At 73.9% G+C, this 25963-nt stretch carries 28 protein-coding genes; 21 read left to right on the top strand and 7 right to left on the bottom strand.

Annotated features, from left to right (window positions below; translation table 11 throughout):
• The first annotated feature begins 237 nt into the window (after positions 1-237).
• Entirely contained in the window at positions 238-1281 is a 1044-nt protein-coding gene (locus AR3_RS15845) for a lysophospholipid acyltransferase family protein (protein ID WP_390098921.1), read from the top strand.
• 60 nt (positions 1282-1341) lie between these two features.
• Here AR3_RS15845 and AR3_RS15840 read toward each other — a convergent pair whose 3' ends face one another.
• The 3 genes from AR3_RS15840 to AR3_RS15835 all read right to left on the bottom strand — a co-directional run bounded on the left by AR3_RS15840 (position 1342) and on the right by AR3_RS15835 (position 3223).
• The gene (locus AR3_RS15840; protein ID WP_083951568.1) at positions 1342-2217 is read right to left on the bottom strand and encodes an HAD family hydrolase; all 876 of its coding nucleotides are present in this window, start codon (positions 2215-2217) and stop codon (positions 1342-1344) included.
• 14 nt (positions 2218-2231) lie between these two features.
• Positions 2232-2417 (bottom strand): hypothetical protein, encoded by a 186-nt coding sequence (locus AR3_RS30615; RefSeq protein ID WP_146150311.1) that lies wholly within the window; start codon positions 2415-2417, stop codon positions 2232-2234.
• A 101-nt stretch (positions 2418-2518) separates the two neighbouring features.
• Positions 2519-3223 carry a sigma-70 family RNA polymerase sigma factor gene (locus AR3_RS15835; RefSeq protein ID WP_067914966.1) on the bottom strand — a complete coding sequence of 235 codons (705 nt, stop codon included), beginning with the start codon at positions 3221-3223 and terminating at the stop codon, positions 2519-2521.
• 135 nt (positions 3224-3358) lie between these two features.
• Between AR3_RS15835 and AR3_RS15830 the strand changes: the two genes are divergently transcribed.
• The 9 genes from AR3_RS15830 (at position 3359) to AR3_RS15790 (ending at position 11923) form a co-directional block, all read left to right on the top strand.
• Positions 3359-4618 carry a putative quinol monooxygenase gene (locus AR3_RS15830; protein ID WP_067914964.1) on the top strand — a complete coding sequence of 420 codons (1260 nt, stop codon included), beginning with the start codon at positions 3359-3361 and terminating at the stop codon, positions 4616-4618.
• Positions 4619-4634: 16 nt separating this feature from the next.
• Positions 4635-4886: a glutaredoxin family protein gene (locus AR3_RS15825; protein ID WP_067914962.1), complete on the top strand. Its 252-nt coding sequence runs from the start codon at positions 4635-4637 to the stop codon at positions 4884-4886.
• A 215-nt stretch (positions 4887-5101) separates the two neighbouring features.
• Complete coding sequence (locus tag AR3_RS15820) at positions 5102-5842, top strand: redox-sensing transcriptional repressor Rex (RefSeq protein WP_067914960.1); 741 nt, start codon at positions 5102-5104, stop codon at positions 5840-5842.
• Entirely contained in the window at positions 5839-6117 is a 279-nt protein-coding gene (locus tag AR3_RS15815; protein WP_067914958.1) for a hypothetical protein, read from the top strand. The genes AR3_RS15820 and AR3_RS15815 overlap by 4 nt, the downstream gene beginning before the upstream one ends.
• Complete coding sequence (locus AR3_RS15810; RefSeq protein ID WP_067914956.1) at positions 6114-7433, top strand: glutamyl-tRNA reductase; 1320 nt, start codon at positions 6114-6116, stop codon at positions 7431-7433. The genes AR3_RS15815 and AR3_RS15810 overlap by 4 nt, the downstream gene beginning before the upstream one ends.
• A complete protein-coding gene (gene hemC, locus AR3_RS15805) occupies positions 7430-8356 on the top strand; it encodes a hydroxymethylbilane synthase (RefSeq protein WP_067914954.1) in 927 nt (308 codons plus the stop codon). Before AR3_RS15810 ends, hemC begins: the two co-directional genes overlap by 4 nt.
• Positions 8343-10016 carry a bifunctional uroporphyrinogen-III C-methyltransferase/uroporphyrinogen-III synthase gene (locus tag AR3_RS15800; RefSeq protein ID WP_083951566.1) on the top strand — a complete coding sequence of 558 codons (1674 nt, stop codon included), beginning with the start codon at positions 8343-8345 and terminating at the stop codon, positions 10014-10016. Before hemC ends, AR3_RS15800 begins: the two co-directional genes overlap by 14 nt.
• Positions 10017-10091: 75 nt before the next feature.
• A complete protein-coding gene (gene hemB / locus AR3_RS15795; protein WP_067914952.1) occupies positions 10092-11081 on the top strand; it encodes a porphobilinogen synthase in 990 nt (329 codons plus the stop codon).
• A gap of 242 nt (positions 11082-11323) precedes the next feature.
• Positions 11324-11923 carry a bifunctional DNA primase/polymerase gene (locus tag AR3_RS15790; protein WP_106258898.1) on the top strand — a complete coding sequence of 200 codons (600 nt, stop codon included), beginning with the start codon at positions 11324-11326 and terminating at the stop codon, positions 11921-11923.
• A 134-nt stretch (positions 11924-12057) separates the two neighbouring features.
• On the opposite strand, the gene AR3_RS15785 is transcribed toward AR3_RS15790, so the two are convergent.
• A complete protein-coding gene (locus AR3_RS15785) occupies positions 12058-13797 on the bottom strand; it encodes a serine/threonine-protein kinase (protein ID WP_067914948.1) in 1740 nt (579 codons plus the stop codon).
• A gap of 156 nt (positions 13798-13953) precedes the next feature.
• On the opposite strand from AR3_RS15785, the gene hemL reads away from it, so the two are divergent.
• Positions 13954-15252, top strand: a complete 1299-nt coding sequence (gene hemL / locus AR3_RS15780; RefSeq protein ID WP_083951564.1) for a glutamate-1-semialdehyde 2,1-aminomutase — start codon at positions 13954-13956, stop codon at positions 15250-15252.
• Between the two features lie 155 nt (positions 15253-15407).
• Here hemL and AR3_RS15775 read toward each other — a convergent pair whose 3' ends face one another.
• A complete protein-coding gene (locus tag AR3_RS15775; RefSeq protein ID WP_067914946.1) occupies positions 15408-15848 on the bottom strand; it encodes a hypothetical protein in 441 nt (146 codons plus the stop codon).
• A 252-nt stretch (positions 15849-16100) separates the two neighbouring features.
• On the opposite strand from AR3_RS15775, the gene AR3_RS15770 reads away from it, so the two are divergent.
• From AR3_RS15770 to ccsB, 6 genes are all read left to right on the top strand, one after another.
• On the top strand, positions 16101-17021 hold the full coding sequence (locus tag AR3_RS15770) for a LysR family transcriptional regulator (protein ID WP_067914944.1): 921 nt from the start codon (positions 16101-16103) through the stop codon (positions 17019-17021).
• A gap of 253 nt (positions 17022-17274) precedes the next feature.
• Entirely contained in the window at positions 17275-17913 is a 639-nt protein-coding gene (locus AR3_RS15765) for a histidine phosphatase family protein (RefSeq protein ID WP_067914942.1), read from the top strand.
• A 48-nt stretch (positions 17914-17961) separates the two neighbouring features.
• Entirely contained in the window at positions 17962-18600 is a 639-nt protein-coding gene (locus AR3_RS15760; protein WP_227023227.1) for a TlpA family protein disulfide reductase, read from the top strand.
• Positions 18601-18712: 112 nt separating this feature from the next.
• Positions 18713-19462: a cytochrome c biogenesis CcdA family protein gene (locus tag AR3_RS15755; RefSeq protein WP_174545453.1), complete on the top strand. Its 750-nt coding sequence runs from the start codon at positions 18713-18715 to the stop codon at positions 19460-19462.
• A gap of 2 nt (positions 19463-19464) precedes the next feature.
• Positions 19465-21237 carry a cytochrome c biogenesis protein ResB gene (resB, locus tag AR3_RS15750; protein WP_067914940.1) on the top strand — a complete coding sequence of 591 codons (1773 nt, stop codon included), beginning with the start codon at positions 19465-19467 and terminating at the stop codon, positions 21235-21237.
• 4 nt (positions 21238-21241) lie between these two features.
• Positions 21242-22288 carry a c-type cytochrome biogenesis protein CcsB gene (gene ccsB / locus AR3_RS15745; RefSeq protein ID WP_067914938.1) on the top strand — a complete coding sequence of 349 codons (1047 nt, stop codon included), beginning with the start codon at positions 21242-21244 and terminating at the stop codon, positions 22286-22288.
• 39 nt (positions 22289-22327) lie between these two features.
• Here ccsB and AR3_RS15740 read toward each other — a convergent pair whose 3' ends face one another.
• On the bottom strand, positions 22328-22642 hold the full coding sequence (locus tag AR3_RS15740; RefSeq protein WP_067914936.1) for a PLDc N-terminal domain-containing protein: 315 nt from the start codon (positions 22640-22642) through the stop codon (positions 22328-22330).
• 100 nt (positions 22643-22742) lie between these two features.
• Between AR3_RS15740 and AR3_RS15735 the strand changes: the two genes are divergently transcribed.
• Positions 22743-23693 carry a hypothetical protein gene (locus AR3_RS15735; RefSeq protein ID WP_067914934.1) on the top strand — a complete coding sequence of 317 codons (951 nt, stop codon included), beginning with the start codon at positions 22743-22745 and terminating at the stop codon, positions 23691-23693.
• Between the two features lie 109 nt (positions 23694-23802).
• Positions 23803-24078 carry a hypothetical protein gene (locus AR3_RS15730; RefSeq protein ID WP_067914932.1) on the top strand — a complete coding sequence of 92 codons (276 nt, stop codon included), beginning with the start codon at positions 23803-23805 and terminating at the stop codon, positions 24076-24078.
• 71 nt (positions 24079-24149) lie between these two features.
• Here AR3_RS15730 and AR3_RS15725 read toward each other — a convergent pair whose 3' ends face one another.
• Entirely contained in the window at positions 24150-24353 is a 204-nt protein-coding gene (locus tag AR3_RS15725) for a BldC family transcriptional regulator (RefSeq protein WP_021593176.1), read from the bottom strand.
• A 283-nt stretch (positions 24354-24636) separates the two neighbouring features.
• Here AR3_RS15725 and AR3_RS15720 point away from each other — a divergent pair, with 283 nt between their 5' ends.
• Positions 24637-25596 carry a threonine ammonia-lyase gene (locus tag AR3_RS15720; protein WP_067914930.1) on the top strand — a complete coding sequence of 320 codons (960 nt, stop codon included), beginning with the start codon at positions 24637-24639 and terminating at the stop codon, positions 25594-25596.
• Positions 25597-25712: 116 nt separating this feature from the next.
• Positions 25713-25958 carry a DUF4229 domain-containing protein gene (locus AR3_RS15715; protein WP_067914927.1) on the top strand — a complete coding sequence of 82 codons (246 nt, stop codon included), beginning with the start codon at positions 25713-25715 and terminating at the stop codon, positions 25956-25958.
• The last annotated feature ends 5 nt before the right edge of the window (positions 25959-25963 follow it).

The following is a 25963-nucleotide window of genomic DNA, read 5'->3' as shown; positions in this document are numbered from 1 at the left end:
TGACCTGCCCTTGACCCGCCGCCGACGGCGGCGCCGACGCCGCGCGCCGGAACGGGCGGCGCGGACGCGCATGCCGGCGCCGAAGGCGGGAGCGGCGGCCGAGCGCCGCCGACCGGGGCCGTGCCCACCGGGCGCTGTCGACGAGGCAGTGTCGGCCGGGAGCGTTGACGGACGGGCGCTGAGGGGAACGATGGGCCGAGGCGGAAGTCCCGGCCCGCGCGGAGGGAGGTGCCCGATTTGAACGCGCAGCACGACCAGGACCGCCGCCGTGTCCCGCGGGGCGCGGACACGGCACCGGACGCCGATCAGGGGGCGAACGCGGCGGTCGCCCCCTGGCAGGCGCAGGACCGGGCCGACGACGACCGGGGCGCGCGGGTCATCCGGCTCGACACCGCGCGGCAGTCGGCCGGCGGCGCCGACCCCGACGGCGAGCGCCAGGAGGGCCCGGGGCCGCTGGAGCGCCGCATCGCCGCCGGCCTGGCCTTCCTGCGCCGCCGCCTGACGGGCGAGTACGAGGTCGACGAGTTCGGCTTCGACCCCGAGCTGAACGCCGCCGTGCTGCTGCCGCTGGCGCGGGCGATGTACCGGCATTGGTTCCGCGTCGAGCTGTGCGGGCTGGAGCACGTCCCCCGGCAGGGCCCGGCGCTGGTGGTCGCCAACCACTCGGGCACGCTGCCGGTGGACGGGCTCATGCTCACCGTGGCGATCCACGACCACGTCGGCCGCGACCTGCGGCTGCTCGGCGCCGACCTGATCTACCAGGTGCCGCTGCTGGGGCACCTGTCCCGCAAGGCCGGGCACACCCTGGCCTGCCCGGCCGACGCGGCGCGGCTGCTGGACAAGGGCGAACTGGTCGGGGTGTTCCCCGAAGGGTTCAAGGGGGTCGGCAAGCCGTTCGCCGAGCGGTACCGGCTGCAGCGCTTCGGCCGCGGCGGCTTCGTGGAGACCGCGCTGCGCACCGGCGTGCCGATCATCCCGTGCGCGATCGTCGGCGCCGAGGAGATCTACCCCAAGATCGCCGACCTGCGGCCGCTGGCCCGGCTGCTCGGCCTGCCCTACTTCCCGATCACCCCGACCTGGCCGCTGCTCGGCCCGGCCGGGCTGGTGCCGCTGCCGTCCAAGTGGATGATCCAGTTCGGCGAGCCGATGCGGCTGGAGGAGCACGGCCCCGACGCCGCGGACGACCCGATGACGGTGTTCAACATCACCGACCACGTCCGCGAGAACGTTCAGCAGATGGTCTACGACACGCTGCTGCGGCGCGGCCCCGCCTTCTTCTGACCGGCCGGGCGCCCGCTCGGGCGTCCGCGCGGCCGCTCGACCCGGCCGCTCGGATCCGGGTCAGCCGCGGTAGTGTCTGCGCAGCGCGATGCCCGCGGCGACGCCTCCGGCCAGCGCGCCCGCCCCGGCCGCGGCGGGCAGCGCCACCATGGTGACCTTGCGCCCGGTGCGGAAGTCGTGGATCGGCCAGCCGTGCTTCTTGGCGTGGGCGCGCAGGTCCGAGTCGGGGTTGACCGCGTTCGGGTGCCCGACCGACGACAGCATCGGCAGGTCGTTGATCGAGTCGCTGTAGGCGTAGCAGCGCGACAGGTCCAGGCCCTCGCGTTCGGCCAGCGCCCGGATCGCCTCCGCCTTGGCCTCCCCGTGCAGCAGGTTGCCGACGAGGCGTCCGGTGTAGACGCCGTCGCGGGTCTCGGCGACCGTGCCGAGCGCGCCGGTCAGGCCGAGCCGGTGCGCGATGACCCGGGCCACCTCCACCGGGGTGGCGGTGACCAGCCACACCCGCCGTCCCGCGTCCAGGTGCTGCAGGGCCAGGCCGCGGGTGCCGTGCCAGATGCGGTCGGCCATCACCTCGTCGTAGATCTCCTCGCTGAGCGCCTCCAGGTCGCTCACCCGCTGCCCGGCCACGAACGCCAGCGCCGCCTCGCGGGCGGTGGAGATGTGCTCGGCGTTCTCGGTGCCGCGCAGCCGGAAGGCGGCCTGCCCCCAGGCGAACATCGCCAGGTCGCGCAGCGTGAACAGCTTCCTCGCGGCGAGCCCGCGCGCGAAGTAGTAGATCGACGCGCCCCGCATCATGGTGTTGTCGACGTCGAAGAACGCCGCCGACGACGGGTCGGGCTCGGGCAGCCGCCGTCCGGGGCCGGTCGCCGCGGCCGCGGCCGCCATGCCCGCGCCCACGTGATCGGCGCCCTTGCCGCGCTGCCAGAAGAGCCGCATGGGCCCGAGCCTAGTCAACGGTCCCCCGGGACCCCGTTCTTACCTCCAGAATTGGGACAGTCCTCACTTCTGGCGGCGGCGGTCGCCATCAGCCGTTCACGCAGCCCCGCCCGAAAGCCCGGGTCGGGGTCGATCGGGGCGACCCGCAGCCGCGCCAGCGGGGCGCGCACCGCCGTGACCTTGATCCGCCTGGTTCTCATGCCGGCCCCCAGCGAACGCGGTCCTGCATCGCACAACGACGAGAACATCCCCTCGGTCACGCCCGCCGAACCGGTGCGGCGCGCCGCCCCGGGCGGGCCGGTCAGGCCAGCAGGTCGTCGGGGAGCATCCGGGCCAGCGACCGCATCGCGCGGTGCTGCAGCGCCTTGATCGCGCCGGTCTTCTTGCCCATCACCAGGGCGGTCTCGGCCACCGACAGCCCGTGCAGGAAACGCAGGACCACGCACTCCTGCTGCTCGGAGCCGAGCCGCCGCACCGCCTCCAGCAGCGCCCGGTTGGTCATCGAATCGAGGACGGCGCGTTCGGGCCCCTCCTGCGGGAATTGCGGCTCCAGCAGCTCGGCGGTGCAGACCTCCAGCCGGTAGCGGCCGGACTTGAAATGGTCGGCGACGAGATTGCGCGCGATGGTGACCAGCCAGGCCCCGAAATCCTTGCCCTGCCAGGTGAAGTCGGCCATCCGGCGCATCGCGCGCAGGAACGTCTCGCTGGTGAGGTCCTCGGCCAGCGAGTGGGTCCCCACCCGGTAGTAGACGTAGCGGTAGACCAGCCCGACGTAGTGGTCGTAGAGGGTGCCGAACGCCTCGATGTCGCCGTCGCGCGCCCGCAGCACCAACGCCCTCATGGCGTCGGCGAACGCGTCGGACGCGTCGGCCTGGGCGCGGGCCTCGCGCGCCCGCGGGCCGTCGTCGCGCCGGGCCGCGCCGTCGCGCCGAAGATCGGAACGAAAGGGACGCCGGGGAATCGACGGGATCGCTGCCAATCGGGCATCGAGGGTCACGCTGCTCATGCAGTTCTCCTCGGGGCGTACGCGACCTCCGGCGTGGAAAAGCAACTGTAGATAGCGATCCGTACGACAGGCAATGGCGGGTGCGACCCGGAGCGGTTACCCGTCATCGCTCCGCATCGGGCACCATGGGGCGCGATGGTCGATGCTCTTTTCGCGCTGCCGGCGACCGTGGGCGCCTTAGTGGCCACCGGGTTGCTCATCACGCGCGCCTCCAAGGACCGGTCGCTGTACCTGATCGCGTGGTCGGTGACCATGGTCGGGCTGAGCCTGGCGCTGGCGTCCATGTCGATCGGCTTCCTGCTGGGCTGGGCGGGCCCGCTGTTCCGGGTGAGCGAGCTCGGCGCGGCCCTGCTGGCGCCGCTGTGGCTGGCGCTCGGCATGATCGAGCTGATCGCCCGCTACGTCCAGGTGCGGTTCGGGGCGTGGCTGTTCGTGGTGTCGTACTCGGTGGTGGCCACCGTCATCCTGCTGGTGGACCCGCTGCGCGGCTCGTTCAGCAAGGCGCTGCCCAAGCCCGGCGACACCTACGACGCGATCCCGCTGCTGCTGGTGGACGGCGCGCACCTGGTCGCGGTCATCGCGCTGGTGGCGTGCGCCGCCGTGACCGCCGTCCTGGCCGGCAAGCAGGACCGCGAGGCGGGCGAGCTGCTCATCCCGATCGCCCTGGTGGCGCTGGCCGGGGTGCTGGTGGTCAGCGGCAGCCGCGGGCTCCTGCCCGCCGCGCTGGCCGTGATCGCGCTCGGCGCCGCCGCGGGGCTGGTGTGGTACGGCGCGATGCGCACGATCCCCGTGTACGCGGACGACGCCGACGCCGCCGGGTACGACGACGAGGGCTACGACGAGCAGGGCTACGACGATCGCGAGTACGGCGACCGCGGATACGCCGAGCAGGCGCCCCCCGCCCCGAGGTCCGCCCGGGGCGGCGGCAAGCGCGGGGAGCTGCGCTTCCCCGAGCAGCCGGCGGAGCAGCCGCGGTTCGCCGAGCCGTCCGGCCCGTCCACAACCGTGGACGACGCGGTGGCCGCCGCGGCCGGGATGCCGCCGACCGCCTGCGGGCAGATCACCGTCTACACGCTGCTGGAGGGGCGCGAGGAGGCGTTCGACCGGCTGGCCGACGATCTGGTGCGGGCGGTCTCCGCCGCCGAGCCGGACACGCTGATCTTCGCCTGCCACGAGGTGGTGGGCGCGCCCACGCAGCGCATCTTCTACCAGCTGTTCCGCGACGAGGCGGCGTTCGCGGCGCACCGGCGCGGGCCGCACCTGCAGCGCTTCCTGGCCGAGTCGCGCACCCATGTGCTGGCCACCAACGTGATCGAGGTGCGGCTCGGCAGCGCCAAGCTGCCGTCGGCCCATGCCAGGCCGCCGTCCGCGCACGGCGCCCCGGACTTCCCCTGACCACCCGCTCGGACCCATGGACATCGTGATCACTCTGCTCGGCAAGCCGGGCTGCCATCTGTGCGACGACGCCCGCGCGGTGATCGAGCGGGTCGCGGCGGACACCGGGGTGCGCTGGGAGGAGCGCGACATCACCCAGTCGGAGGAGGACTACCGCCGCTACTGGGAGCAGATCCCGGTCACGCTGATCAACGGCGTGCAGCACGACTTCTGGCGGGTGGACGAGAACCGGCTGCGCGCGGCGATCGCGGAGCTGCGCGGCCGCTGACGCCCGCCGCCGTTCCGCCGGATGTCCGATGCGTCACAGCGGCGCGTCTGAGTGAACGCTGATGCCCCACGTTATCGGTGGTTTTCTGCTGTTCCGGGCGGGATGGTGGGAACCTGCGGCCGGGGGGTGGCTTCGTGCATGTATTCACACAGGCTTAACCTGGGGGCAGGGCCCCCGGGTCCCGCCCGCAGAGTCGAGCCCCCGAAGAGCAGGCCGTGACACCACGACAGACTCGCAACCGCGACCGCGCTGACCGCGGCATCCCAGAGGCCACTGTGGCACGCCTGCCGGTGTACCTGCGGGCTCTGCACGCCCTGCAGGAGCGCGGCGTGGCCACCGTCTCGTCCGAGGAACTGGCGGCCGCGGCGGGGGTGAACTCCGCCAAGCTCCGCAAGGACCTGTCCCATCTGGGCTCCTACGGCACCCGCGGCGTCGGCTACGAGGTGGAGTACCTCGTCTACCAGATCTCCCGTGAGCTGGGCCTCACCCAGGACTGGGTCGTCGCCATCATCGGGGTGGGTAACCTGGGGCGGGCGCTGGCCGGGTACGGCGGGTTCGCCTCCCGCGGCTTCCGTGTGGCGGCCCTGCTGGACGCCGACGAGGCCATCGTCGGCCAGGAGATCGCCGGGATGACCGTGGAGCACATCGACCGGCTGGAGGACGTCATCGCCGAGCGCGGCGTGTCCATCGCCGTGATCGCCACTCCCGCCTCCGCCGCGCAGAGCGTGTGCGACCGGGTGGTCGCGGCGGGGGTGACCAGTGTGCTCAACTTCGCCCCGGTGGTGCTGTCGGTGCCGGAGGGGGTCGACGTGCGCAAGGTCGACCTGTCGATCGAGCTGCAGATCCTGGCGTTCCACGAGCAGCGCAAGGCCGGCGGGCCGGTCGAGTACGAGCCCGCGGGCGACGGCGATCGACCCTCCGACCAGGCCGAGTACGTAGAGGCGGTTGAGCTATGAGCGAACCGGAAGGACGCGGCGCGGCCTGGACCGACGAGCGAGGGACGAGCGAGGAGGGAAGGCCGGGCCTTGATGGCGTCCTGGAGGTGAGCGTCGGAGGCTCGGGCGAACCGGAAGGACGCGGCGCGGCCTGGACCGACGAGCGAGGGACGAGCGAGGAGGGAAGGCCGGGCCTTGATGGCGTCCTGGAGGTGAGCGTCGGAGGCTCGGGCGGGCTCCTGGCGGTGCGCGGCGCGGGTGAGGCCGGGGTCGACGTGAGGATGGGTTGCCGATGAGCGTGCTGGTGGTCGGGCTCAGTCACCGCAGCGCGCCGGTGGCGCTGCTGGAGCGCGTCTCGGTGTCCGGCGACTCGCTGGTCAAGCTGCTGCACGAGACGCACGACGCGCCGCATGTCGCGGAGGCCGTGATCGTCTCGACCTGCAACCGGGTCGAGGTCTACGCCGTGGTCGACAAGTTCCACCGCGGCGTGTCGCGCATCTCCGAGCTGCTGGCGCTGCACTCGGGCGTGCCGCTGGAGGACCTGTCGCGGCACCTGTACGTCCACTACGAGGACCGGGCGATCCAGCACGTGTTCTCGGTGGCGTGCGGGCTGGAGTCCATGGTCGTGGGCGAGGGGCAGATCCTCGGGCAGCTGCGGCAGGCGTTCCGGCTCGCCCAGGACGAGGGCACCGTCGGCCGCACCCTGCACGACGTGCTGCAGCGGGCGCTGCGCGTGGGCAAGCGGGCGCACCATGAGACGGGCATCGACAAGGTCGGCGCGTCGCTGGTCAGCGTGGGCCTGGACGTGGCGCGCGCACACCTCGGGCCGCTGGAGGACGTGCGGGCCCTGGTGGTCGGCGCGGGCTCGATGAGCGGGCTGGCGGTGGCGACGCTGGCGCGCGCCGGGGCCCGGGAGATCATCGTGGCGAACCGCACCCACGAGCGGGCCGTGCGGCTGGCCGAGTCGGCGCAGGCGCCCGCGCGGGCGGTGGAGCTGCACCGGCTGCCCGAGGCGCTGACCGAGGCCGATCTGATCGTGTCCTGCACCGGCGCGACGGGGCTGGTGCTGACCGCCGACCAGCTCCAGGGCATCGGGGACGACGGACGGCGCCGGTTCTTCCTGGACCTCGCGCTGCCGCACGACATCGACCCGGCGGCCGTGCGGGAGATCCCCGGCGCGGCGCTGGCCGCGCTGGACGATCTGCGCACCGCGCAGGAGGCCGCCGACGCGATCGGGCCGGAGGCGATCGAGGCGGTGCGGCGGATCGTTGCGGACGAGGTGGCCGACTTCCTCGGCGCCGCCCGCGCCGCCGCCGTGACGCCGACGGTGGTGGCGCTGCGCAGCAAGGCCGCGGAGGTGGTGGACGCCGAGCTGGCGCGGCTGAGCGGCCGCCTGCCCGACCTGGACGAGCGGTCCCGCCGGGAGATCGCCCACGCGGTGCGCCGGGTGGTGGACAAGCTGCTGCACGCCCCGACGGTGCGGGTCCAGGAGCTGGCCTCGGCGCCGGGCGGGGACGCCTACGCCGACGCGCTGTCCCGCCTTTTCGATCTCGATCCCAAGGCGCCGGAGGCGGTCACGCGCGCCGACATCACCGAAGGAACCGAGCCGTGAACGAGCGAACGCCGTTGCGTCTGGGGACGCGCCGCAGCCTGCTGGCGATGAGCCAGTCCAGGCTCGTCGCCGACGCGTTGTCCCAGCGTACGGGGCATGCGGTGGAGCTGGTCGGGGTAACCACCGAGGGTGATGTCTCCAGGGCGCTGCTCGCGCAGATCGGCGGCACCGGGGTGTTCGTCAGCGCGCTGCGCGACCGGCTGCTGTCCGGCGAGGTGGACTTCGCGGTGCACTCGCTGAAGGACCTGCCGACCGCGCCGGCGGAGGGGATCGTGCTGGCGGCCACGCCGCCCCGCGAGGATCCCCGTGACGTGCTGTGCGGTCCGGCCAAGCTGGCGGATCTGCCGCGGGGGGCGCGGGTCGGCACCGGGTCGCCGCGCCGGGTGGCGCAGCTGCGGGCGCTGCGGCCCGATCTGGAGGTCGTCCCGATCCGCGGCAACGCCGACACCCGGCTGCGGAAGGTGACCTCCGGGGAGCTGGACGCGGTGGTGCTGGCGTACGCGGGGCTGCGCCGGATCGGCCGCGAGGACGAGATCGCCGAGGTGTTCGAGCCCGACCAGATGCTGCCCGCCCCGGGGCAGGGCGCGCTGGCGGTGGAGTGCCGGGCCGACCGGGAGGATCTGCGGGAGCTGCTGGCGTCGGTGGACGATCCGGCGACGCGGGCGGCGGTCACCGCCGAACGGACGGTGCTGGCCGTGCTCGAAGCGGGATGTTCGGCACCTGTGGGAGCATACGCTGCCGAAGTAGACCATAAGCTGCATCTGACCGCCTCCGTCGTGGCGCACGACGGCAGCCGCCAGATCCGGCTGTCCGCAAGCGGCTCCCTCGAGCGGCCCGAGGAGCTCGGCCGCGAGCTCGCCGCCCGGCTGCTCGACCAGGGAGCCGATCAGGTGATGGGGGAACGCGACATTGAACCCCGATGAGCAGAGCGCGGTGATCGCGACCGCCCCGGCCGCCCCGAGCACCCCGGCCGGACCGGCGGAGAAGAACGACGCGGCCGACAAGGCCGACGGCACGGGCGACGGCGCGTCCTTCCGGGCCGGCCGGGTCGCCCTCGTCGGCATGGGCCCGGGCGACCCGGGCCTGCTGACCCTGCGCGCGGCCGCCGCGTTGGAGCGCGCCGACGTGGTCGTCGTCGACCGGGCGCGCTGCCCCGCGGAGATCCTGTCGCACTGCCGCCCGGACGTGGAGATCGTCGACACCGCCGAGGCCGAACCGGTCGAGGCCGCCGTGGCCGCGGCCCGCGGCGGCGCCTACGTGGTCCGGCTCTTTCGCGGCGACCCGGGGCTGGGCTGCGACCTGGCCGCCGAGGGCGACCGGCTGACCGAGGCGGGCGTCCCGTTCGAGATCGTCCCCGGGGTGTCGGCCGTGACCGGCGTGCCCGGCTACGCGGGCATCCCGCTGACCGACCGCGAGCACCGCGAGGTGCGGATCGTGGACGCGTCCGAGGGCGGCGTCGACTGGCAGCGGTTCGCCGCGCCCGACGTCACGCTGGTGGTCACCGGCGCCGAGGGCGCGGTCGGCGAGGTCGCCAAGGGGCTGATGGCGGTGGGCCGCCCCGGCTCCACGCCCGCCGCGATGACCAGCCTGGGCACCACCACCGAGCAGGAGACCGTGGTGTCGACCCTGCAGCGGCTGGCCGCCGACACCAAGGGCATGGAGGCCCCCGCGCTGATCATCGTGGGGGACGTGGTGCGCCACCGCGACACCCTGTCGTGGTTCGAGACCAAGCCGCTGTTCGGCTGGCGGGTGCTGGTGCCGCGCACCAAGGAGCAGGCCGCCTCGCTGTCGGAGCAGCTGCGCGAGTACGGCGCGGTGCCCGAGGAGGTCCCGACGATCTCGGTGGAGCCGCCGCGCACGCCGCAGCAGATGGAGCGGGCCGTCAAGGGCCTGGTCACCGGCCGGTACGAGTGGGTGGTGTTCACGTCCACGAACGCCGTGCGGGCGATCCGCGAGAAGTTCGCCGCCTACGGGCTGGACGCGCGCGCCTTCGCCGGCCTGAAGGTCGCCGCCGTCGGCGAGCAGACCGCCAAGGCCCTGGTGGAGTTCGGCGTGCAGCCCGACCTGGTGCCCACCGGGCAGCAGTCCGGCGAGGGCCTGGTCAAGGTGTGGCCGCCGTACGACCAGGACCTGGACCCGATCAACCGGGTGCTGCTGCCGCGCGCGGACATCGCCACCGACACGCTGATCGCCGGGTTGACCGAGCTCGGCTGGGAGTGCGAGGACGTCACCGCCTACCGCACGGTGCGCGCCGCGCCGCCGCCCGCCCCGATCCGCGAGGCGATCAAGGGCGGCGGGTTCGACGCGGTGCTGTTCACCTCCTCGTCCACGGTGAAGAACCTGATCGGGATCGCGGGCAAGCCGCACAACGTCACGGTGATCGCCTGCATCGGCCCGCAGACCGCCAAGACGGCCGAGGAGTACGGGCTGCGCGTGGACGTCATGGCGCCCAAGCCGTCCGTCTCGGCCCTGGCCGAGGCGCTGGCCGAGTACGGTGCCAGGAGGAGGGCCGCCCAGATCGAGGCGGGCGCGCCGCTGCGCAAGCCGAGCCAGATGCGCCGGGGCGCGCGCCGCCGCAGGTAGCCGTCCCGGCGACCGAGATCGAGATCCGGGCCGTCGGCCGCCGTTCCCTCGGCCCGTGCGTCCTGGAGGAAGAGGATGTCCGCTCAGTTCCCCGTCGCCCGGCCCCGGCGGCTGCGCCGCACGCCGGCGCTGCGCCGCCTGGTCGCCGAGCACCGGCTGTCCCCGGCCGACCTGGTGCTGCCGATGTTCGTCAAGGAGGGCATCGCCGAGCCGCAGCCGGTGCCGTCCATGCCGGGCGTCGTCCAGCACACCCGCGACAGCCTGCGCAAGGCCGCGCACGAGGCGGCCGAGGCGGGGGTCGGCGGGCTGATGCTGTTCGGCGTGCCCGCGGTCAAGGATGGGACCGGCTCGGCCGCCGACGACCCCGCCGGGATCGTCCAGCTCGCGCTGCGGGACCTGACGTCCGACCTCGGCGACGCCGTCGTCATCATGACCGACCTGTGCCTGGACGAGTACACCGACCACGGGCACTGCGGCCTGCTCACCCCCGCCGGTGAGATCGACAACGACGCCACGCTGGAGCGGTACGCGTCGATCGCGGTGGCGCAGGCCGACGCCGGCGCGGCGGTGGTGGCGCCGTCCGGCATGATGGACGGCCAGGTCGGCGCGATCCGCTCGGCGCTGGACGCGGCCGGGTACCGGGACGTGGCGATCCTGGCGTACTCGGCCAAGTACGCCTCGGCGTTCTACGGCCCGTTCCGCGACGCCGCCGAATGCGCGCCGCGGTTCGGCGACCGCTCGTCCCACCAGCAGGACCCGCCCAACGCCGAGGAGGCGCTGCGGGAGGTGCTGCTGGACCTGGACGAGGGCGCCGACATGGTGATGGTCAAGCCGGCCGGGCCGTACCTGGACATCGTGCGGCGCGTCCGCGACGAGGTGCGCGTGCCGGTGGCCGCCTACCAGGTCAGCGGCGAGTACGCGATGATCGAGGCGGCGGCCGAGAAGGGCTGGCTGGACCGCGAGCGCACCATCGACGAGTCGCTGACCTCGATCCGCCGCGCCGGCGCGGACATCGTGCTCACCTACTGGGCGACCGAGGCGGCCCGTCGGCTGCGCCGCCGCTGAGCCTCGTCCCGGGGGCCGCCGGGGCGGTCGTCGACGCCGGGGTGACATCGGTCTAGTCACTTGGTGCTGTTTGCGGGGGGTTGCCGTCTCGGCCGTTCGGCGCGCCCGGCATCATCGTTAGCAACGACCCGTTACGGCGTTTCGGCTAGGGGGCGATCATGCTGGCGGTCTCCGGGGGAAAACGGCTCGGCGGCAAAGCGCGCAGACGTCAGGGCAAACGCCAGCGGGGACGTGAACGGGACATGGCCGCGGCGGCCCGCGACTACGCGGCGCTGGGGTGGCCCTGCACCCCGGGAGCGCATCCGGGCGTCGCCGGCGACCGGGCCTGTTCCTGCGACCGCGTGGGATGTCCCGACCCGGGGGCGCACCCGGTGTCGGCCACGTGGGCGCTGCAGGCCAGCGCCGACATCGACGTTCTGAACCGCTGGTGGACCGAACGCCCCGACGCCAACATCATCCTGCCGACCGGTCGCGTGTTCGACGTCCTCGACGTGCCCGCCGCCGCCGGGACGGCGGCCCTGGCGCGCATCGCCCGGGAGGGCCTGCCGGTGGGCCCCGTGGCCGCCTTGGGCGACGACCGGTACCTGTTCTTCGTGGCCACCCGCGGCGCGCCCGAGGACGAGGACGAGTGGTGGTCCTGCCACCTGGACTGCTTCCCCGAGACGGTGACCGAGACGCCCGGCATGCGCTGGCACTGCCGCGACAGCTACGTGGTGGCGCCGCCCTCGGTGCTCCCGTACGGGCGTGAGGTCACGTGGGTGCGCCCGCCCGACGGTTCCCCGCTGCCGGACCCGCTGCGGCTGCTGGAGGTCCTGTCCGACAGCTGCGACGCCGTCGGCTGAGACGGCGGAGCCGAGACGCAGCGCTGAGAGACGCAGCGCTGAGAGACGTAGAGCCGAGACGTGTAGGGCGAGACGCAGGGGCGGCCCCTGGGCCCTGACGGCCCAGGGGGAGATTCCGAAAGAGACCGAGAGGATCAGCGCGCGCCGCCGCGCGGGGCGGGGATCGAGACCTTCTGCCCCCACCGCGAGAAGTTGGTGTGCAGCAGCTGGGAGCGGGGCTTGGCGCCGGGGCCCACGGCCTTCACCCGCAGCTGAACGGGCCGCATCGCGCCGTCCAGCTGCACCACGAACGTCACCTGCTGGGCGCCGGTCGCCCTGGCCATCTCCGCGTACAGGGGGCCGAGGCCGGGGGTCGCCGCCAGGCGCGACAGGGGCGCGGTCCCCTGGTAGGACGACGCGCTCGTCTTCCGCAGGTCGGTGCTCGAACGCAGCAGGGCCGCCACGTTGGACACCGAGCTGCTCCACCGCACGTGCGACACCAGGTTCGCGTAGGCGCGCGCCCGCGCGCCGGAACCGACGGGCCGCCACGCCTTGCCGGACCGCAGGTACGTCACGTTCGCCACGACCCGCGCGTGGGCGGGCCGCCGAACGTCCTTGCTCTGCCCCGACACCGACAGCTGGTACGCGGGCGAGGCGGCCGGGGCCAGCGTGAACGTCCCCTGCGCCTTGATCACGCCGCCGGCGCCCGTCCGCCGGTAGCCGAACGCGCCGCTCGGCGTGCGTCCCACCGCCTGCTCGACCTGACCGGCCAGCGCGGCCGCGGCGGCCGCGTTCACCGGGCCGGGGCCGGAGGGCAGGGCCGGGCTGGGCGTGCCCGTGGTGGCGGGGGAGGGCGGCGGCTGCGCCGCCTTCCGGGCGTCGTCCCCGCCGCCGAGCGCGAGCGCCGCGGCGCCCCCGGCGGCGCCCACGACGACGACCCCCGCGACGAGGAGAGGGGCCAGCCGCCTGCGTCCGCCGCCCGGCGCGGCCGACGGCGCCTTCGTCGAGGCGCGGCCGCCGTTGCGGGAGGGGGCCGGCTCGGGCAGCGCCTGCGTCTGCTTCACCAGCTCCGTCATGCGGCTGCGGCCCTGCGCCTCCCACGCGGGCCCGTAGGCGGCGACGGCGGCCTCCTCCACCGCGCCGAGGAAGTCGGCGGCCGACGCGGGCCGCTCCGACGGCTTCTTGGCCAGCCCCGTCAGGATCAGGTCGCGCAGGGGGCCGGGCACGTCGTCGGCCGGGATCGGGGCCTCCCGGTGCGCCTTGGCCACCGCCGACTGGCTGCGTCCGGAGAACGGGGGCCGTCCGGTGAGGCACTCGAAGAAGATCGCGGTGGCGGCGTAGATGTCGCTGGCCGGGGTCGCGGGCGCGCCCTCCCACAGCTCGGGCGCGGCGTACAGCGGGCCGCCCTGGGCCTCGGAGCCGGGCGGCGCGAGCGCCAGGTCGACCAGGCGTCCGTTGCCTTCGGTGTCGACCAGCACGTTGGCGGGGCGCAGCGACCCGTGCACCACGTCCTTGGCGTGCGCGGCGGCGAGGCCCACCAGCACGCCGCCCAGCAGGGACAGCGCGGCCAGCGGCCCGGTCGGCCCCTGCGCGTCCACCACACGGCGCAGGGTGACGCCGTCCACCCACTCCATGACGATCGCGGCCCCGCCGCGCGGTTCTTCCACGAAGTCGTAGAAGTCGACCAGGTTGGGGTCCTCGATCTGGGCGAGCCGGCGGGCCGCGAGCCGGAACCGCGACAGGAACGTCTCGTCCCCGTCGAGCCGCCGGTCGAGGTACTTGACGGCGACCTTGGTCTGGGTCACGTCGTCCACCGCCAGCACCACCCGGCCCGAGGCGCCGCCGCCCAGCTCTCGCACGTGGGTGAAGCCCGGGACCGTCCAGCCGTCAACCACTTGGCGCGCCATCCCTTTCGAAATACGGTCCGCTCACGGCCGGTGCCGGTGACGAGCGCGGCACCGTCCGCCCGGCACCGCGTACTTCGTGGAATATCGGCAGCAAACGGGCCGGGTCAAGCCGAGTCGCCAAACTGCAACTGAGAGACTGTACCGGTGACCGACATCCAACTCTCCCAAGAGCTGTTCGACCGTGCGAACGGGGTGATTCCGGGCGGTGTGAACTCGCCGGTGCGGGCGTTCGGCGCGGTGGGCGGGACCCCCCGCTTCATGACCGCCGGGCGCGGCCCGTACCTCACCGACGCCGACGGCACCGAGTACGTTGACCTGATCTGCTCCTGGGGGCCGCTGATCCTCGGCCACGCGCACCCCGCCGTGGTGGAGGCGGTGCGGGAGGCGGCCGGCCGCGGCACCTCCTACGGGGCGCCGACGCCCGGCGAGGTGGAGCTGGCCGAGGAGATCGTCGCCCGCACGCCCGTCGAGAAGATCCGGCTGGTCAACTCCGGCACCGAGGCGACGATGTCGGCGATCCGGCTGGCCCGCGGCTTCACCGGGCGCGCCAAGGTGGTCAAGTTCGCCGGGTGCTACCACGGGCACGTGGACGCGCTGCTGGCCGCGGCGGGCTCGGGCGTCGCCACGTTCGGCCTGCCCGACACGCCGGGGGTGACCGGCGCCACCACGGCCGACACGATCGTGCTGTCGTACAACGACGTCGGCGCGGTGGAGGAGGCGTTCGCCGCGCACGGCCACGAGATCGCCTGCGTGATCACCGAGGCGGTGCCGTGCAACATGGGCGTGGTGCCGCCGGCGGACGGGTTCAACGCGCTGCTGAAGTCGCTGTGCGAGCGCCACGGAGCGCTGCTGATCATCGACGAGGTGCTGACCGGCTTCCGGGCGTCCCGCTCCGGCTGGTACGGCGTCGAGGGCGTGGCCGGGGACCTGATGACCTTCGGCAAGGTCATGGGCGGCGGCCTGCCCGCCGCCGCGTTCGGCGGCCGCGCCGAGATCATGGACCGGCTGGCGCCGGCCGGCCCCGTCTACCAGGCGGGCACCCTCTCCGGGAACCCCCTCGCCACCGCCGCCGGCCTGGCCACGCTGCGCAACGCCACCGACGAGGTGTACGCGGCGATCGACCGGGCCGCCTCCATCGTGGCGAGCGCGGCCTGCGAGGCGCTGACCAAGGAGGGCGTCCCGCACCGCCTGCAGACGGCGGGGAACCTCTTCTCGATCTTCTTCACGGACGAGCCGGTCGGCGACTTCGCCGCAGCCCAGCGGCAGGACACCAAGGCGTACGCGGCGTTCTTCCACGCCGCCCTGGAGCGCGGCGTCTATCTGCCGCCCTCGGCGTTCGAGGCGTGGTTCCTGTCGGCCGCCCACGACGACCAGGCGTTGGAGCGCATTACCGACGCCCTGCCGTACGCCGCCGCCGCGGCGGCGGCCGCGGCCTCCCGCTGACCTCGTCGGCCATGTCCCGGCCGTCTGCGCCCGCGCCGCCGCGTCCGGCGCGGGCGCAGACGCGGCGCGTCGCACAGGACTCCGACGCACCGGCGAGGCCGTTCGCGCAACGCCGCAGCGGAACCTGTGGGCGAAGTGAAGACGGACGGAGCGCGTCAGGGGCGGTGGCAGGCGTTGGAGGTGCCGATCACCGCGAGCGCGTGGATCGTGGGCCCTTTCGTCCATAGGGTCCAGTAGATGTCCGCTCCGGAGCGCAAGTCGTAAAGGGCGAGAGCCCAGCGGTAGTCGCTCGTCAAGAAGCCTTCCGGGTCGCCGTAGAGGGCGTCGCGAGTGAGCGGCATCCAGCGGCCGCGCAGCCATTCGGCGGCGCTCTCGGGAGTGTGCTCCACAGCCCGCACCATCGAGGCGGGCTTGGCGAGCCAATCCCGGATCTGGGTGGGCGGCAGGGGCGAGGCCGGGTCCTGCCGCAGGGCCTCGTCGTTCCAGTCCTCGCCGGTGCCGCGCCAGGCGTAGCAGTGCCAGTGCAGGCCTAGATCCCGCCACCTGGTCGGAGCGGTGGCCGGCATGGCGTCGTAGTCGAACGGCTCGATGCGCACGCTCCCACTCCCGGGTGGGACCCGAACACAGCCGCCGGGCGTCCGTCGTCGCCGTGGGCGGGCGGTCGACCTCGGCGGAGCCCGCCGGGGCCGGCCCGGCCTTCGCCGGTGTCGAAGACCGCCCACTTCTCCATGATCTGCGGCATTCGCCGTCCTGCAAAGCCCCCTCTCCTCGCGGCGACGGACGGACGGCGACGTCATGGTGTTTAGGTTCGCCTAGCGATGCACGGCCGCACGCTTTAGCATTGCTTCATGCTCGACTTGGAACGGCTGCGGGCCCTGCACGCCGTCGCCACGTACGGCTCGGTGAGCGCCGCCGCCGACGTCCTGCACGTGACGACCTCCGCGGTCTCCCAGCAGCTGGCCAAGCTGGAGCGGGAGACCGGGCAGAAGCTGCTGGAACGCAACGGGCGCGGGGTGCGCCTCACCGACGCGGCCGAGCTGCTGGTCGGCCACGCCGACCGCATCCTGTCCCTGGTGGAGCGGGCGCAGGCCGACCTGGAGGCGCATCGCGGGGCCGTGGTCGGGCGGCTGGCCGTCGCCGCCTTCCCCACGGCCGCGCGGGGACTGCTGCCCGCCGCCCTGCGCCGCCTGCGCGCCGACCACCCGGGGCTGCGGGTGCAGCTGCGCGAGCAGGACCCGATGCAGAGCATCCCGCTCGTGGTGCGCGGCGACCACGACATGGCCATCGTCCAGGACTGGAGCAACGAGCCGCTGTCCATCCCCGAGGGGCTGCACAAGGGCCCCATCTGCGAGGACGTGGTGGACGTGGCGCTGCCCGCCGACCACCCGCTGGCCGGGCGGGAACGCGTCGACCTCAAGGAGCTGGCGGGCGACGCGTGGATCGCGTCCACCCCCGGCAGCATCTGCTGCGATTGGCTCACCCACACCCTGCGGTCCGTCGACGCCGAGCCGCGCGTCGCCCACATGGCGTACGAGTTCGCCACCCAGCTCGCCCTGGTCGCGGCGGGGCTGGGCAACGCGGTCCTGCCGCGCATGGGCCGCTGCGACGTGCCCGAAGGCGTCCGGATCGTCGAACTGGAGACCCCGCTGACCCGCCGGGTCTACGCCGTGTGGCGGGAGGAGGCCGCCCGCCGTCCCGCTCTGCGCGCCGCCCTGGACGCCTTCCGGGACGCCGCCGGAACCCTGACCGGCGCGTCCGGAACCGCCTGACCGGGAACGCCCGGAGGAGGCCGCGCCGCCGCCCGGACCGCCGCGCGATCGCGCGCCGTCGCCGGGGTGCGGCGGGACGGGGCGTCCACGAGCGATGCCGCCGCCGGTTTGCCCAGCGCGACCGGGGAATGACGCAGAACGATCTCACGCACGCGCGGTCGCGGGCATCGCCGACCCGGCGGCGTCGGCACGGCGCTGACCTGGAAGGGCGACGGTCCGGCGGGGGTCGCGGCCGGGATACCCTGACCAGGCCATGACTGACACGACGATCGTTCACCTGTTGCGCCACGGAGAGGTGCACAATCCCGAAGGCATCCTGTACGGACGGCTGCCGGGCTTCCGGCTCAGCGAGGACGGGGTGCTCATGGCCAAGGCGGCCGCCAAGTGGTTCGCCGACCGGGACGTCACGGCGATCTTCTCCTCGCCCATGCAGCGGGCGCTGGAGACGGCCGCGCCGCTGGCCGACGCGTTCGACATCGCGGTGACGGTGGACGAGCGTCTCACCGAGGCCGACAACCACTTCGAGGGCCTGACGTTCGGGGCCGGCAAGGGCTCGCTGCGCCGCCCCGAGCACTGGCGCTACCTGGTGAACCCGTTCAAGCCCTCGTGGGGCGAGCCGTACCGGCAGATCGCCGACCGGATGAAGGCCGCGGTGATCCGGGCCCGGGAGGCGGCGCGCGGCCACGAGGCGGTCTGCGTCAGCCACCAGCTGCCCATCTGGGTGCTGCGCCGCCGCGCCGAGCACAAGCGGCTGTGGCACCACCCGGGCAAGCGGCAGTGCGGTCTGTGCAGCGTGACGAGCCTGACGTTCGAGGGCAGCCGGCTGGTGGACGTCTCCTACAGCGAACCGGCCGCCGGCCTCGCCAAGCACCCCGGAATCGCGGGCGCCTGATCCGGCCGCTACATTGAGTACTACGTCCTGTAGTAGTAGGAGGGTGTGGTGACCCCCCGAATCTCCGCCGTGCCGACCGCCGCCCGGCCCCGGCCCCGCGCCGTTCCGGCCGTCCGCGCGGCCCGCGCCGCCGCGGCCGCGGCGCTGTGCGGCCTGCTGGCGGGCTGCGCGGGGTCGCAGGCGGCGCAGAACGGGCCCGACGGCGGCGACAACCGCTTCATCGCGGGCGACGGCTCCACCCAGACGATCCCCGCGGCCGACCGCAAGCCCGTGACGGGCGTGCAGGGCGAGACGCTGGACGGCGAGCGGCTCGCGCTCGCCGACCTCAAGGGCAAGGTCACGGTCGTGAACTTCTGGGCGTCCTGGTGCGCCCCCTGCCGCGGCGAGGCGCCGTCGCTCGAGCAGGTGCACAAGGCGAACAAGGACAAGGGCGTGGCCTTCCTCGGCGTGGCCTTCAAGGACAGCAAGCAGAACGCCCAGGCGTTCGAGCGCAAGTTCAAGGTCGGCTATCCGAGCCTGTTCGACGCCGACGGGCGCATCACGCTGGCCTTCCGCGCCGTGCCGCCCAACGCCATCCCCACCACGCTCGTCCTGGACCGGCAGGGCCGGGTCGCCGCGCGGGTCATCGGCGCCACCACCTACTCCACGCTCAACCCGCTGGTCGCGCGGGTCCTCGCGGAGAAGTGATCACGGGCAGCCCCGCGGTGGCCGGAGTGAGGAGCGGAGGAAGCGTGCGACCGGAGCGGCGCCGGACGCCGGCGCGCGCCCGCGGCCGCAGGGCGCCGAGCGGAGCGCGCCGGTGAGCGCCGCGGAGGTGGGCCAGACCGTCACCAGCGGGTCGCTGCTGGTGGCGGGCCCGCTGGCGGCCCTGGCCGGGCTGGTGTCGTTCGTCTCCCCGTGCGTGCTGCCGCTGGTGCCCGGCTATCTGTCGTACGTCACCGGGATGACCGGCGTCGACCTGGCCGAGCAGCGCCGCGGGCGGCTGCTGGCGGGCGCCGTCCTGTTCGTCCTGGGGTTCAGCGCGGTGTTCGTCAGCGCCGGGCTGGCGTTCGGCGGGCTGGGACGCTGGCTGCTGGAGTACGCCGACCCGATCACCCGGGTGCTGGGCGCGATCACGATCGTGTTCGGGCTGGCGTTCATGGGCCTGGTGCCCGGGCTGCAGCGCACCGTGAAGTCGAGCCGGCTGCCGGCCGCCGGGCTGGTCGGGGCGCCGCTGCTGGGCGCGTTGTTCGGGCTGGGCTGGACGCCGTGCATCGGCCCCACGCTTGCGGCGGTGCAGGCGCTGTCGTTCAGCGAGGCGTCCGCCGGGCGCGGCGCGCTGCTGTCGCTGGCGTACTGCCTGGGCCTCGGGCTGCCGTTCGTGGCCACGGCGCTGGCCTACCGCCGGGCGCTGGGCGCGTTCGGCGCCGTCAAACGGCACTACGGCCTGGTCACGCGGATCGGCGGCGGGATGCTGGTCGCGATCGGCGTGCTGCTGGTGACGGGACTGTGGGGGGAGCTGACCATCGAGCTGAAGTCGTGGATCGGCGGCTTCGAGACGGTGATCTGACCATGAGCGACACGCCGGACACCACCGACGCCGCGCCGCCGGGCGGCCGGGCGTCCGCCGAGGTCCGCGCCGCGGACGACGCGCGCGCCGACAACGAGACCCGCGCCGCTGACGACAGCCGTGCCGCGGCCGCGGCGGGGGCGTCGACCCCCCAGGGCGGCGAGCCCGCGCCCGCGGGGCTCGGCGTGCTGGGCTGGCTGCGCTGGGGATGGCGCCAGCTGACCTCGATGCGCACCGCGCTGGTGCTGCTGTTCCTGGTGGCGCTGGGCGCGGTGCCCGGCTCGATCCTGCCGCAGCGGGGGCAGGCGCCCGAGCGCGTCGCCGACTATTTCGAACAGCACAAGACCCTGGCGCCTTGGCTGGACCGCTTCTCGCTGTTCGACGTGTTCGCCGCGCCGTGGTTCGCGGCGATCTACATCCTGCTGTTCGTGTCGCTGGCCGGGTGCGTGATCCCGCGCGCGTTCCAGCACTACCGGGCGATGCGGTCGCGTCCCCCGGCGGCGCCCCGGAACCTGCTGCGGCTCCCGCAGTCCGCGTCGTACGAGACCGACGCGACGCCCGACGAGGCGCTGGCGCAGGCGCGCACGCTGCTGCGGCGCCGCCGCTTCCGGGTCGACGCGGGCGAGACGCCCGGCGCCGGCGGCTGGGTCGCCGCCGAGAAGGGGTACCTGGGCGAGACCGGCAACCTGGTGTTCCACCTGGCCCTGCTGGCGCTGCTGTTCGCGCTGGGCATCGGCAACGCCTTCGGGTACCGCGGCAGCGTGCTGGTGACCGAGGGCAAGGCGTTCGCCAACTCGCTGGCGCAGTACGACCAGTTCACCCCGGGGCGCCGATTCGACAGCGGCGACCTGGCCCCGTTCTCGTTCCGGCTGGAGGACTTCACCGCCACCTACGAGACCAAGGGGGAGCGGCGCGGCCAGGCCACCGATTACGTGGCAAAGCTGCGCTACCGGGAGACCCCCGACGCGCCGGAGACCCGCTACGACCTGCGCGTCAACCACCCCCTCAACGTGGGCGGCGCCAAGGTGTACCTGATCAACCACGGGTACGCGCCGGTGTTCACGGTGCGCGACGCCAAGGGCAACGTCGCCTACCAGGACGCCGTGCCGTTCCTGCCGATGGAGCAGCGCACCTACACCTCCGAGGGCGTCGTCAAGGCCCCGGACGCCGAGCCCGAGCAGCTGGCGTTCTACGCGATCCTGTGGCCCACGGCGGTGTCGGCCAAGGACGGCAAGCAGATCGTCTCCGCGTTCCCCGCGGCGCTGCGCCCGGTGGTGACCATCACCGCGTTCAAGGGCGACATCGGCCTGGACTCGGGGACCCCCCAGTCGGTGTACCGGCTGGAGGGCATCGGCAAGACGCTGCACCCGGTGAAGGGCGGGCAGAAGCTGCTGGAGCCCGGTCAGACGTTCACGCTCCCCGACGGCTCCGGCTCCATCACGTTCGAGGGCGTCCGGGAGTGGGCGAGCCTGTCGGTCAACCACGACCCGGGCCGCCTGCCCGCTCTGGTCGCGGCCATCCTGGCCGTGGCGGGCGTGGCCGCGTCGCTCATGGTGCGTCGCCGCAGGGTGTGGGTCCGTGCGCGGGCCGCGGGCGACGGGCGTACCGTGGTCGACGTCGGCGGGCTCACGCTCGGCCACCCGACATCCGAATTCGACGACATCGTCACCGCGTTGCGCGGGCCCCGGGACGCCGCCGGGGAATCCGGGCCCGGCGCCCCTGCCACGGCCGGGTCCGGCGGGGCGGACGCGTCGGCAACCGAACCGAAGGAGTGACCAGGTGAGTAGCGCCGAGCTCGCCGAGCTGAGCGACAAGCTCATGTTGAGCACCGTCGTGCTGTACATCGTCGCCATGGTCGCCTACGCGGCCGACCTGGGCTTCCGCCGCCGCCCGGCGGACGCCGAGACCGGGGCCGAGGTCGAGGTCGAGACCAAGACCAAGACCAAGGCCAAGGTCGAGGTCAAGGTGGCGGCCGGCGTCGGAGGCCGCGGCGGCGCGGACGCGGCCGCGGTCGCGGTCGACGACAGGGCCGCGGCGGCCGCCGGTTCCGGCGCGGCGGACGCCGACGACGCGTCCCAACGCCGCGAGGTCGACTGGGCGCGGCTGGCCGTCGTGCTCAACGTGCTGGGCTGGGGCGCGCACCTGGGCGTGCTCGTGACGCGCGCGGCCGCCGCCGGCCGGTGGCCGTGGGCGAACATGTACGAGTTCCTCACCGCGATCGCGTTCGCCGCGGTGACCGCCTTCCTGATCGTCATGTGGCGGTCCGGGGCCCGGTTCCTCGGCGCGTTCGTGATGCTGGCCGCGGTGGTCGCGCTCGGCGTCGCCAACATCTGGCTCTACGACTCGGTGGGTCCGGTCGTCCCGGCGCTCAACTCGTACTGGATCGCCATCCACGTCAGCGCCGCGATCGTGGCGACCGGCGCGTTCACCGTCGCGGGCGCGGCCACGGTCCTGTACATGCTCAAGTCGCGGCGGGAGGCCAAGGGCGGCGCCGCCGAGGGCGTGTGGGCGCGCATCCCGGCGACCGGGACCCTCGACCGGCTGGCGTTCCGCGTCACCACGTTCGCCTTCCCGATCTGGACGACCGCGATCGTCATGGGCGCCGTCTGGGCGGACGAGGCGTGGGGCCGCTACTGGGGCTGGGACCCCAAGGAGATCTGGTCCTTCGTCACCTGGATCGGGTACGCGGCCTACCTGCACGCCCGGGCGACCGCCGGGTGGAAGGGCCGTCGCGCCGCGGTCCTGTCGCTGGTGGCCTTCGCCGCGCTGCTGTTCAACTTCTTCGGCGTCAACTACATGTTCTCGGGTCTGCACTCCTACGCCTGACGCGCAGGGGGAGCGCGCCCGGCGCGCGCGGAGAGGAGGTCAGGCGCGGCCGTCCTCGCCGCGCAGGCGGCGGTCCAGCTCGCGCAGGAAGGCCGGGTCGTCGTCGGGGCCCTTGGGCGCGTCCGGGCGGCTGTCGGCGCCCGGCCAGGCGCCGGACATGCCGACCGCCAGGGGACGGCGGGGGCGGCCCAGGATCAGCCACAGGGCCGCTCCGGGAAGGGCACCGAGCAGCACGATCAGAAACCAGCCGAACTTGGGCAGATGGCGTACGTCTCCCTCATCGGTGCTCAGCACGTCGAACAGGCAGAACAGCCACACACCGACCAGCGCGAGAGCAAGCAGCGCGTACACCATGACACGAGGGTAATCCCTAACTGGCCGGGATGACGGGGAGTCGGTCGGGGGCTTACCCTGCCACAGGGGCCCGAAGCAGGCCCGCTGACAGAGGAGCCCGATGCGCTTCAGAGGCATCCACCGCAAGCTCCGGGAGAGCAGGGGCAGGGACGCGACGTACTCCCCGTCGCCGCCGGACTCGCCCCCGGAGCCGGTCCGGGGCACGCGCCGGGTGCGGCCGCGGACCAACCAGCCGCGCGACCGCTTCGGCCGGTTCCGCAAGGCCGGGCGCGACGACGAGTTCACCGCCGCGGCCGCCGACGCCGCCGGGCCGGACGCCCCGGCCCGCGGGGTCCGGCCGCCGCGCGGCAGGCGCGTCGGCCCCGGCGACGGCTTCTCCTGGAGCGACTACGAACTCGACGATCCGCGGCCGCCGCGGGCCGAACCGCACCCGCCGGGCGTGCCGCACCCCCCGGACGGGCGGCGGCACTGCGGCGTCCTGGAGAGCATCCTGCACCGGCAGTGGGACGCCCGGCAGGGCCCGCCCACGCCCGAGGTGATCCGCGCGGTGGAGAGCCTGGCGGCCCTGCCCGACCCGCTGAAGGTCAAGCTGGCCGCCGGGCTGGACGGCATCTACGTCGGGCCGGGCGGCGTCCCCCAGCTGGACGACATGGGCCACCTGCGCGACCGGCCGCTGCCGTCCGGCACCGCCACCTGGGACGTCTGCGCCGGCGCGTACGGCGACCGGAAGATCGTCGTGGGCGACCGGCCGTCGCCGACCCCGGACGTGATGATGCACGAGGTCGGCCACGCCCTCGACGACATCGACGGCGGCCCGGACGGCTGGACGTCCGACAGCCCGGAGTTCCGCGCCCTCTACGACCGGGTGCGCCCGCATCTGGCGAGCGACTTCCACAAGCAGCCCGACGCGCTCGGCCGCCGCGAGTTCTTCGCCGACGCGTTCGCCGCGATCTCCTCCCGCCAGCGCCCCGCTCTGGTCGATATGCTCGCCGGCGACATCCGGCTGGCGCTGGACGTCATGCTCTTCTTCAACCGACGCTTCGGAATCTGACATGCCGATCCCCGCGACCCGCGACGCGACCCGCGACGACGACCGGCCGACCCGCTCCGGCGAACGGCGCACGCCGACGCGCGACGACCAGCACCGAAGGTGATCGACGATGTACGTGATCCGGCTGCCCGACGGCAGGCTCCGCGTTCCCCGCAGCGTCCTGGCCGACTCCGCGGAGGGATCGGGACGGATCATCGCCCAGGCGTATGTGGAGATCGGTCCCGACGACCCCGACTACGACCGGCTCCTCGGCCAGTCGCTGACCGAGGAGGAGCTGGAGGAGAAGCGCCGCCGGTGGCGGGACGAGGACGCGGATCTACTGCGCCGGTTCGAGGAGTGGAAGGCGGGCGTGGAGGGCGACGGCCCGTCCGGGGCGGAGGGGTGATCGCGGGACCGGGCGCCGGGCGGAGGGGTCGCCGCCGGGCGGACCGGGCCGGACGGACCGGCCGCGCCGGGTCAGCGCGCCGAGTGCTCGGCGACCGGCTCTTCCCCGCGCAGCAGCGCGTGCACTTCCGACTCGCGGAAGCGGCGGTGGCCTCCGGGAGTGCGGATGCTGCTGATCCGGCCCGCCGCGGCCCATCGGGTGACCGTCTTCGGATCGACCCGGAAGAGGGCGGCGACCTCTCCGGGGGTCAGCAGGCGCTCGCTGGTGCTTTCCACGTTGTCTCTCCCCCTTTGTCCCGCTCTCGGTGCGGGTGGACTGGTTTCTAGTGTGGCGGTTCAAGACCGATTTCTCCCTTGTTTTCGTAAAAGATCACCGAGCGTAGTCGCTTGACCTGCGTAAATAACGAGAAGTAAAGGAGACATCGGTCTCGGCGGCCACAGCGGTCCCGGCAGCGCGCTGGAATGTTCCGCCGCCCCGCCGGCGCCCCGACCCGCCGTGACCGCGGCATTCCGGTCGGTGCTTTCCGGCCGGCCCGGCGGGGCGCATAGTCTCCCTTCCATGTCGGATCTTGTGTCCCTGGCGGACATCGAGCGGGCGGCGGAGCGGCTGGCGGGAGTCGCCGCGCGGACCCCGCTCATCGCCTTTCCGTCGACCGACCCCGCGCTCGTCCTGAAGGCCGAGTCGTTCCAGCCGATCGGCGCATTCAAGGTGCGCGGCGCATACGCGACGATTTCGGCGCTGCCCGAGGAGCGGCGCGCCCGCGGCGTGGTGACGCACTCGAGCGGCAACCACGCACAGGCCGTCGCTTACAGCGCGCGACTGCTCGGTATCCGCGCGGTGCTGGTCATTCCGCACACCACTCCGGGCGTGAAGGTCGACGCCTGCATGAAGCACGGCGCCGAAATCGTCTATGTGGAACCGACCATGGAGGCCCGGACCGCCACCGCGGCCAAGCTGGCCGAGGCGCACGGCTTCACGCTGATCCCGCCGTTCGACGACGAGCGGATCGTCGCCGGGCAGGGCACGGTGGGACTGGAGATCGTCCAGGACTGCCCGGACGTCGAGGCGGTGCTCGTCCCGGTGGGCGGCGGCGGGCTGCTGTCGGGCGTGGCCGCCGCGGTCAAGGCGCTGCGTCCGAAGGCCAAGGTGATCGGCGTCGAGCCGGAGCTCGCCGCCGACGCCCGGGACTCGCTGCGCGCCGGCCGTCCCGTCGCGTGGGCGCCGGAGGAGACGGGCCGCACCGTCGCCGACGCCCTGCGCGTCCAGTGCGTCGGCGAGGTGCCGTTCGCGCACATCCGCGAGTACGTCGACGACATCGTCACGGTCACCGAGGACGAGATCCGCCAGGCGATGCGCCGGCTGGCCCGCGAGGCCCGCCTCATCGCCGAGCCCGCCGGAGCGGTGGGGGCCGCCGCGTACCTGTTCCGCCGCCACGAGCTGCCGGACGCGCGCACCTACGTGTCGGTCCTGTCGGGCGGCAACGTCGACCCGGCCCTGTTCCTCGACGTCTACGCCTGACGTACCTCGACGTCCACGCGTGACGTTCCTCGACGTCCACGCCAGAACCGGCGCCGTCGCCAACGGCCCGGGCGGTGGCGGGGCAGGCGAGGGGCGGGGGTACGCTCGAAAACGCCATGCGACCCGTCCTCGTCTACACCGCCGCCCGCCTGGGCATCTTCCTGGCCACCGCGGGCGTGCTCTGGCTGACGCCGCTGCAGAAGGCGCCCCTGTTCCTGCTGCTGGGCGCGCTGCTCATCAGCGGGTTGATCAGCTACGTGCTGCTGTCCGGCCAGCGCGACGCGATGTCGGCGGCCGTGGTCGCGGCCCTGAACGAACGCCGCCGCCGCTTCGAAGAGGCCCGCGCCAAAGAGGACACCTGACGCGC

The organism is Actinomadura rubrobrunea NBRC 15275 (assembly GCF_001552235.1).
Classification (GTDB): domain Bacteria; phylum Actinomycetota; class Actinomycetes; order Streptosporangiales; family Streptosporangiaceae; genus Spirillospora; species Spirillospora viridilutea.
Note: the sequence above shows the minus strand (reverse complement) of the source record. Positions and strands in the feature narration are given on the sequence as shown.

Bases quoted from the DNA above. Each gene is read 5' to 3' on its own strand.
- AR3_RS15790 (WP_106258898.1), top strand. From the start codon at position 11,324: ATGGCCGCGGCGGCCCGCGACTACGCGGCGCTGGGGTGGCCCTGCACC.
- AR3_RS15720 (WP_067914930.1), top strand. From the start codon at position 24,637: ATGTCGGATCTTGTGTCCCTGGCGGACATCGAGCGGGCGGCGGAGCGG.
- AR3_RS15715 (WP_067914927.1), top strand. From the start codon at position 25,713: ATGCGACCCGTCCTCGTCTACACCGCCGCCCGCCTGGGCATCTTCCTG.
- AR3_RS15840 (WP_083951568.1), bottom strand. From the start codon at position 2,217: ATGCGGCTCTTCTGGCAGCGCGGCAAGGGCGCCGATCACGTGGGCGCG.
- hemB (WP_067914952.1), top strand. From the start codon at position 10,092: ATGTCCGCTCAGTTCCCCGTCGCCCGGCCCCGGCGGCTGCGCCGCACG.
- AR3_RS15830 (WP_067914964.1), top strand. From the start codon at position 3,359: ATGGTCGATGCTCTTTTCGCGCTGCCGGCGACCGTGGGCGCCTTAGTG.
- AR3_RS15765 (WP_067914942.1), top strand. From the start codon at position 17,275: ATGACTGACACGACGATCGTTCACCTGTTGCGCCACGGAGAGGTGCAC.
- AR3_RS15735 (WP_067914934.1), top strand. From the start codon at position 22,743: ATGCGCTTCAGAGGCATCCACCGCAAGCTCCGGGAGAGCAGGGGCAGG.
- AR3_RS15810 (WP_067914956.1), top strand. From the start codon at position 6,114: ATGAGCGTGCTGGTGGTCGGGCTCAGTCACCGCAGCGCGCCGGTGGCG.
- AR3_RS15825 (WP_067914962.1), top strand. From the start codon at position 4,635: ATGGACATCGTGATCACTCTGCTCGGCAAGCCGGGCTGCCATCTGTGC.
- AR3_RS15730 (WP_067914932.1), top strand. From the start codon at position 23,803: ATGTACGTGATCCGGCTGCCCGACGGCAGGCTCCGCGTTCCCCGCAGC.
- resB (WP_067914940.1), top strand. From the start codon at position 19,465: ATGAGCGACACGCCGGACACCACCGACGCCGCGCCGCCGGGCGGCCGG.
- AR3_RS15770 (WP_067914944.1), top strand. From the start codon at position 16,101: ATGCTCGACTTGGAACGGCTGCGGGCCCTGCACGCCGTCGCCACGTAC.
- AR3_RS15740 (WP_067914936.1), bottom strand. From the start codon at position 22,642: ATGGTGTACGCGCTGCTTGCTCTCGCGCTGGTCGGTGTGTGGCTGTTC.
- AR3_RS30615 (WP_146150311.1), bottom strand. From the start codon at position 2,417: ATGAGAACCAGGCGGATCAAGGTCACGGCGGTGCGCGCCCCGCTGGCG.
- AR3_RS15835 (WP_067914966.1), bottom strand. From the start codon at position 3,223: ATGAGCAGCGTGACCCTCGATGCCCGATTGGCAGCGATCCCGTCGATT.
- AR3_RS15815 (WP_067914958.1), top strand. From the start codon at position 5,839: ATGAGCGAACCGGAAGGACGCGGCGCGGCCTGGACCGACGAGCGAGGG.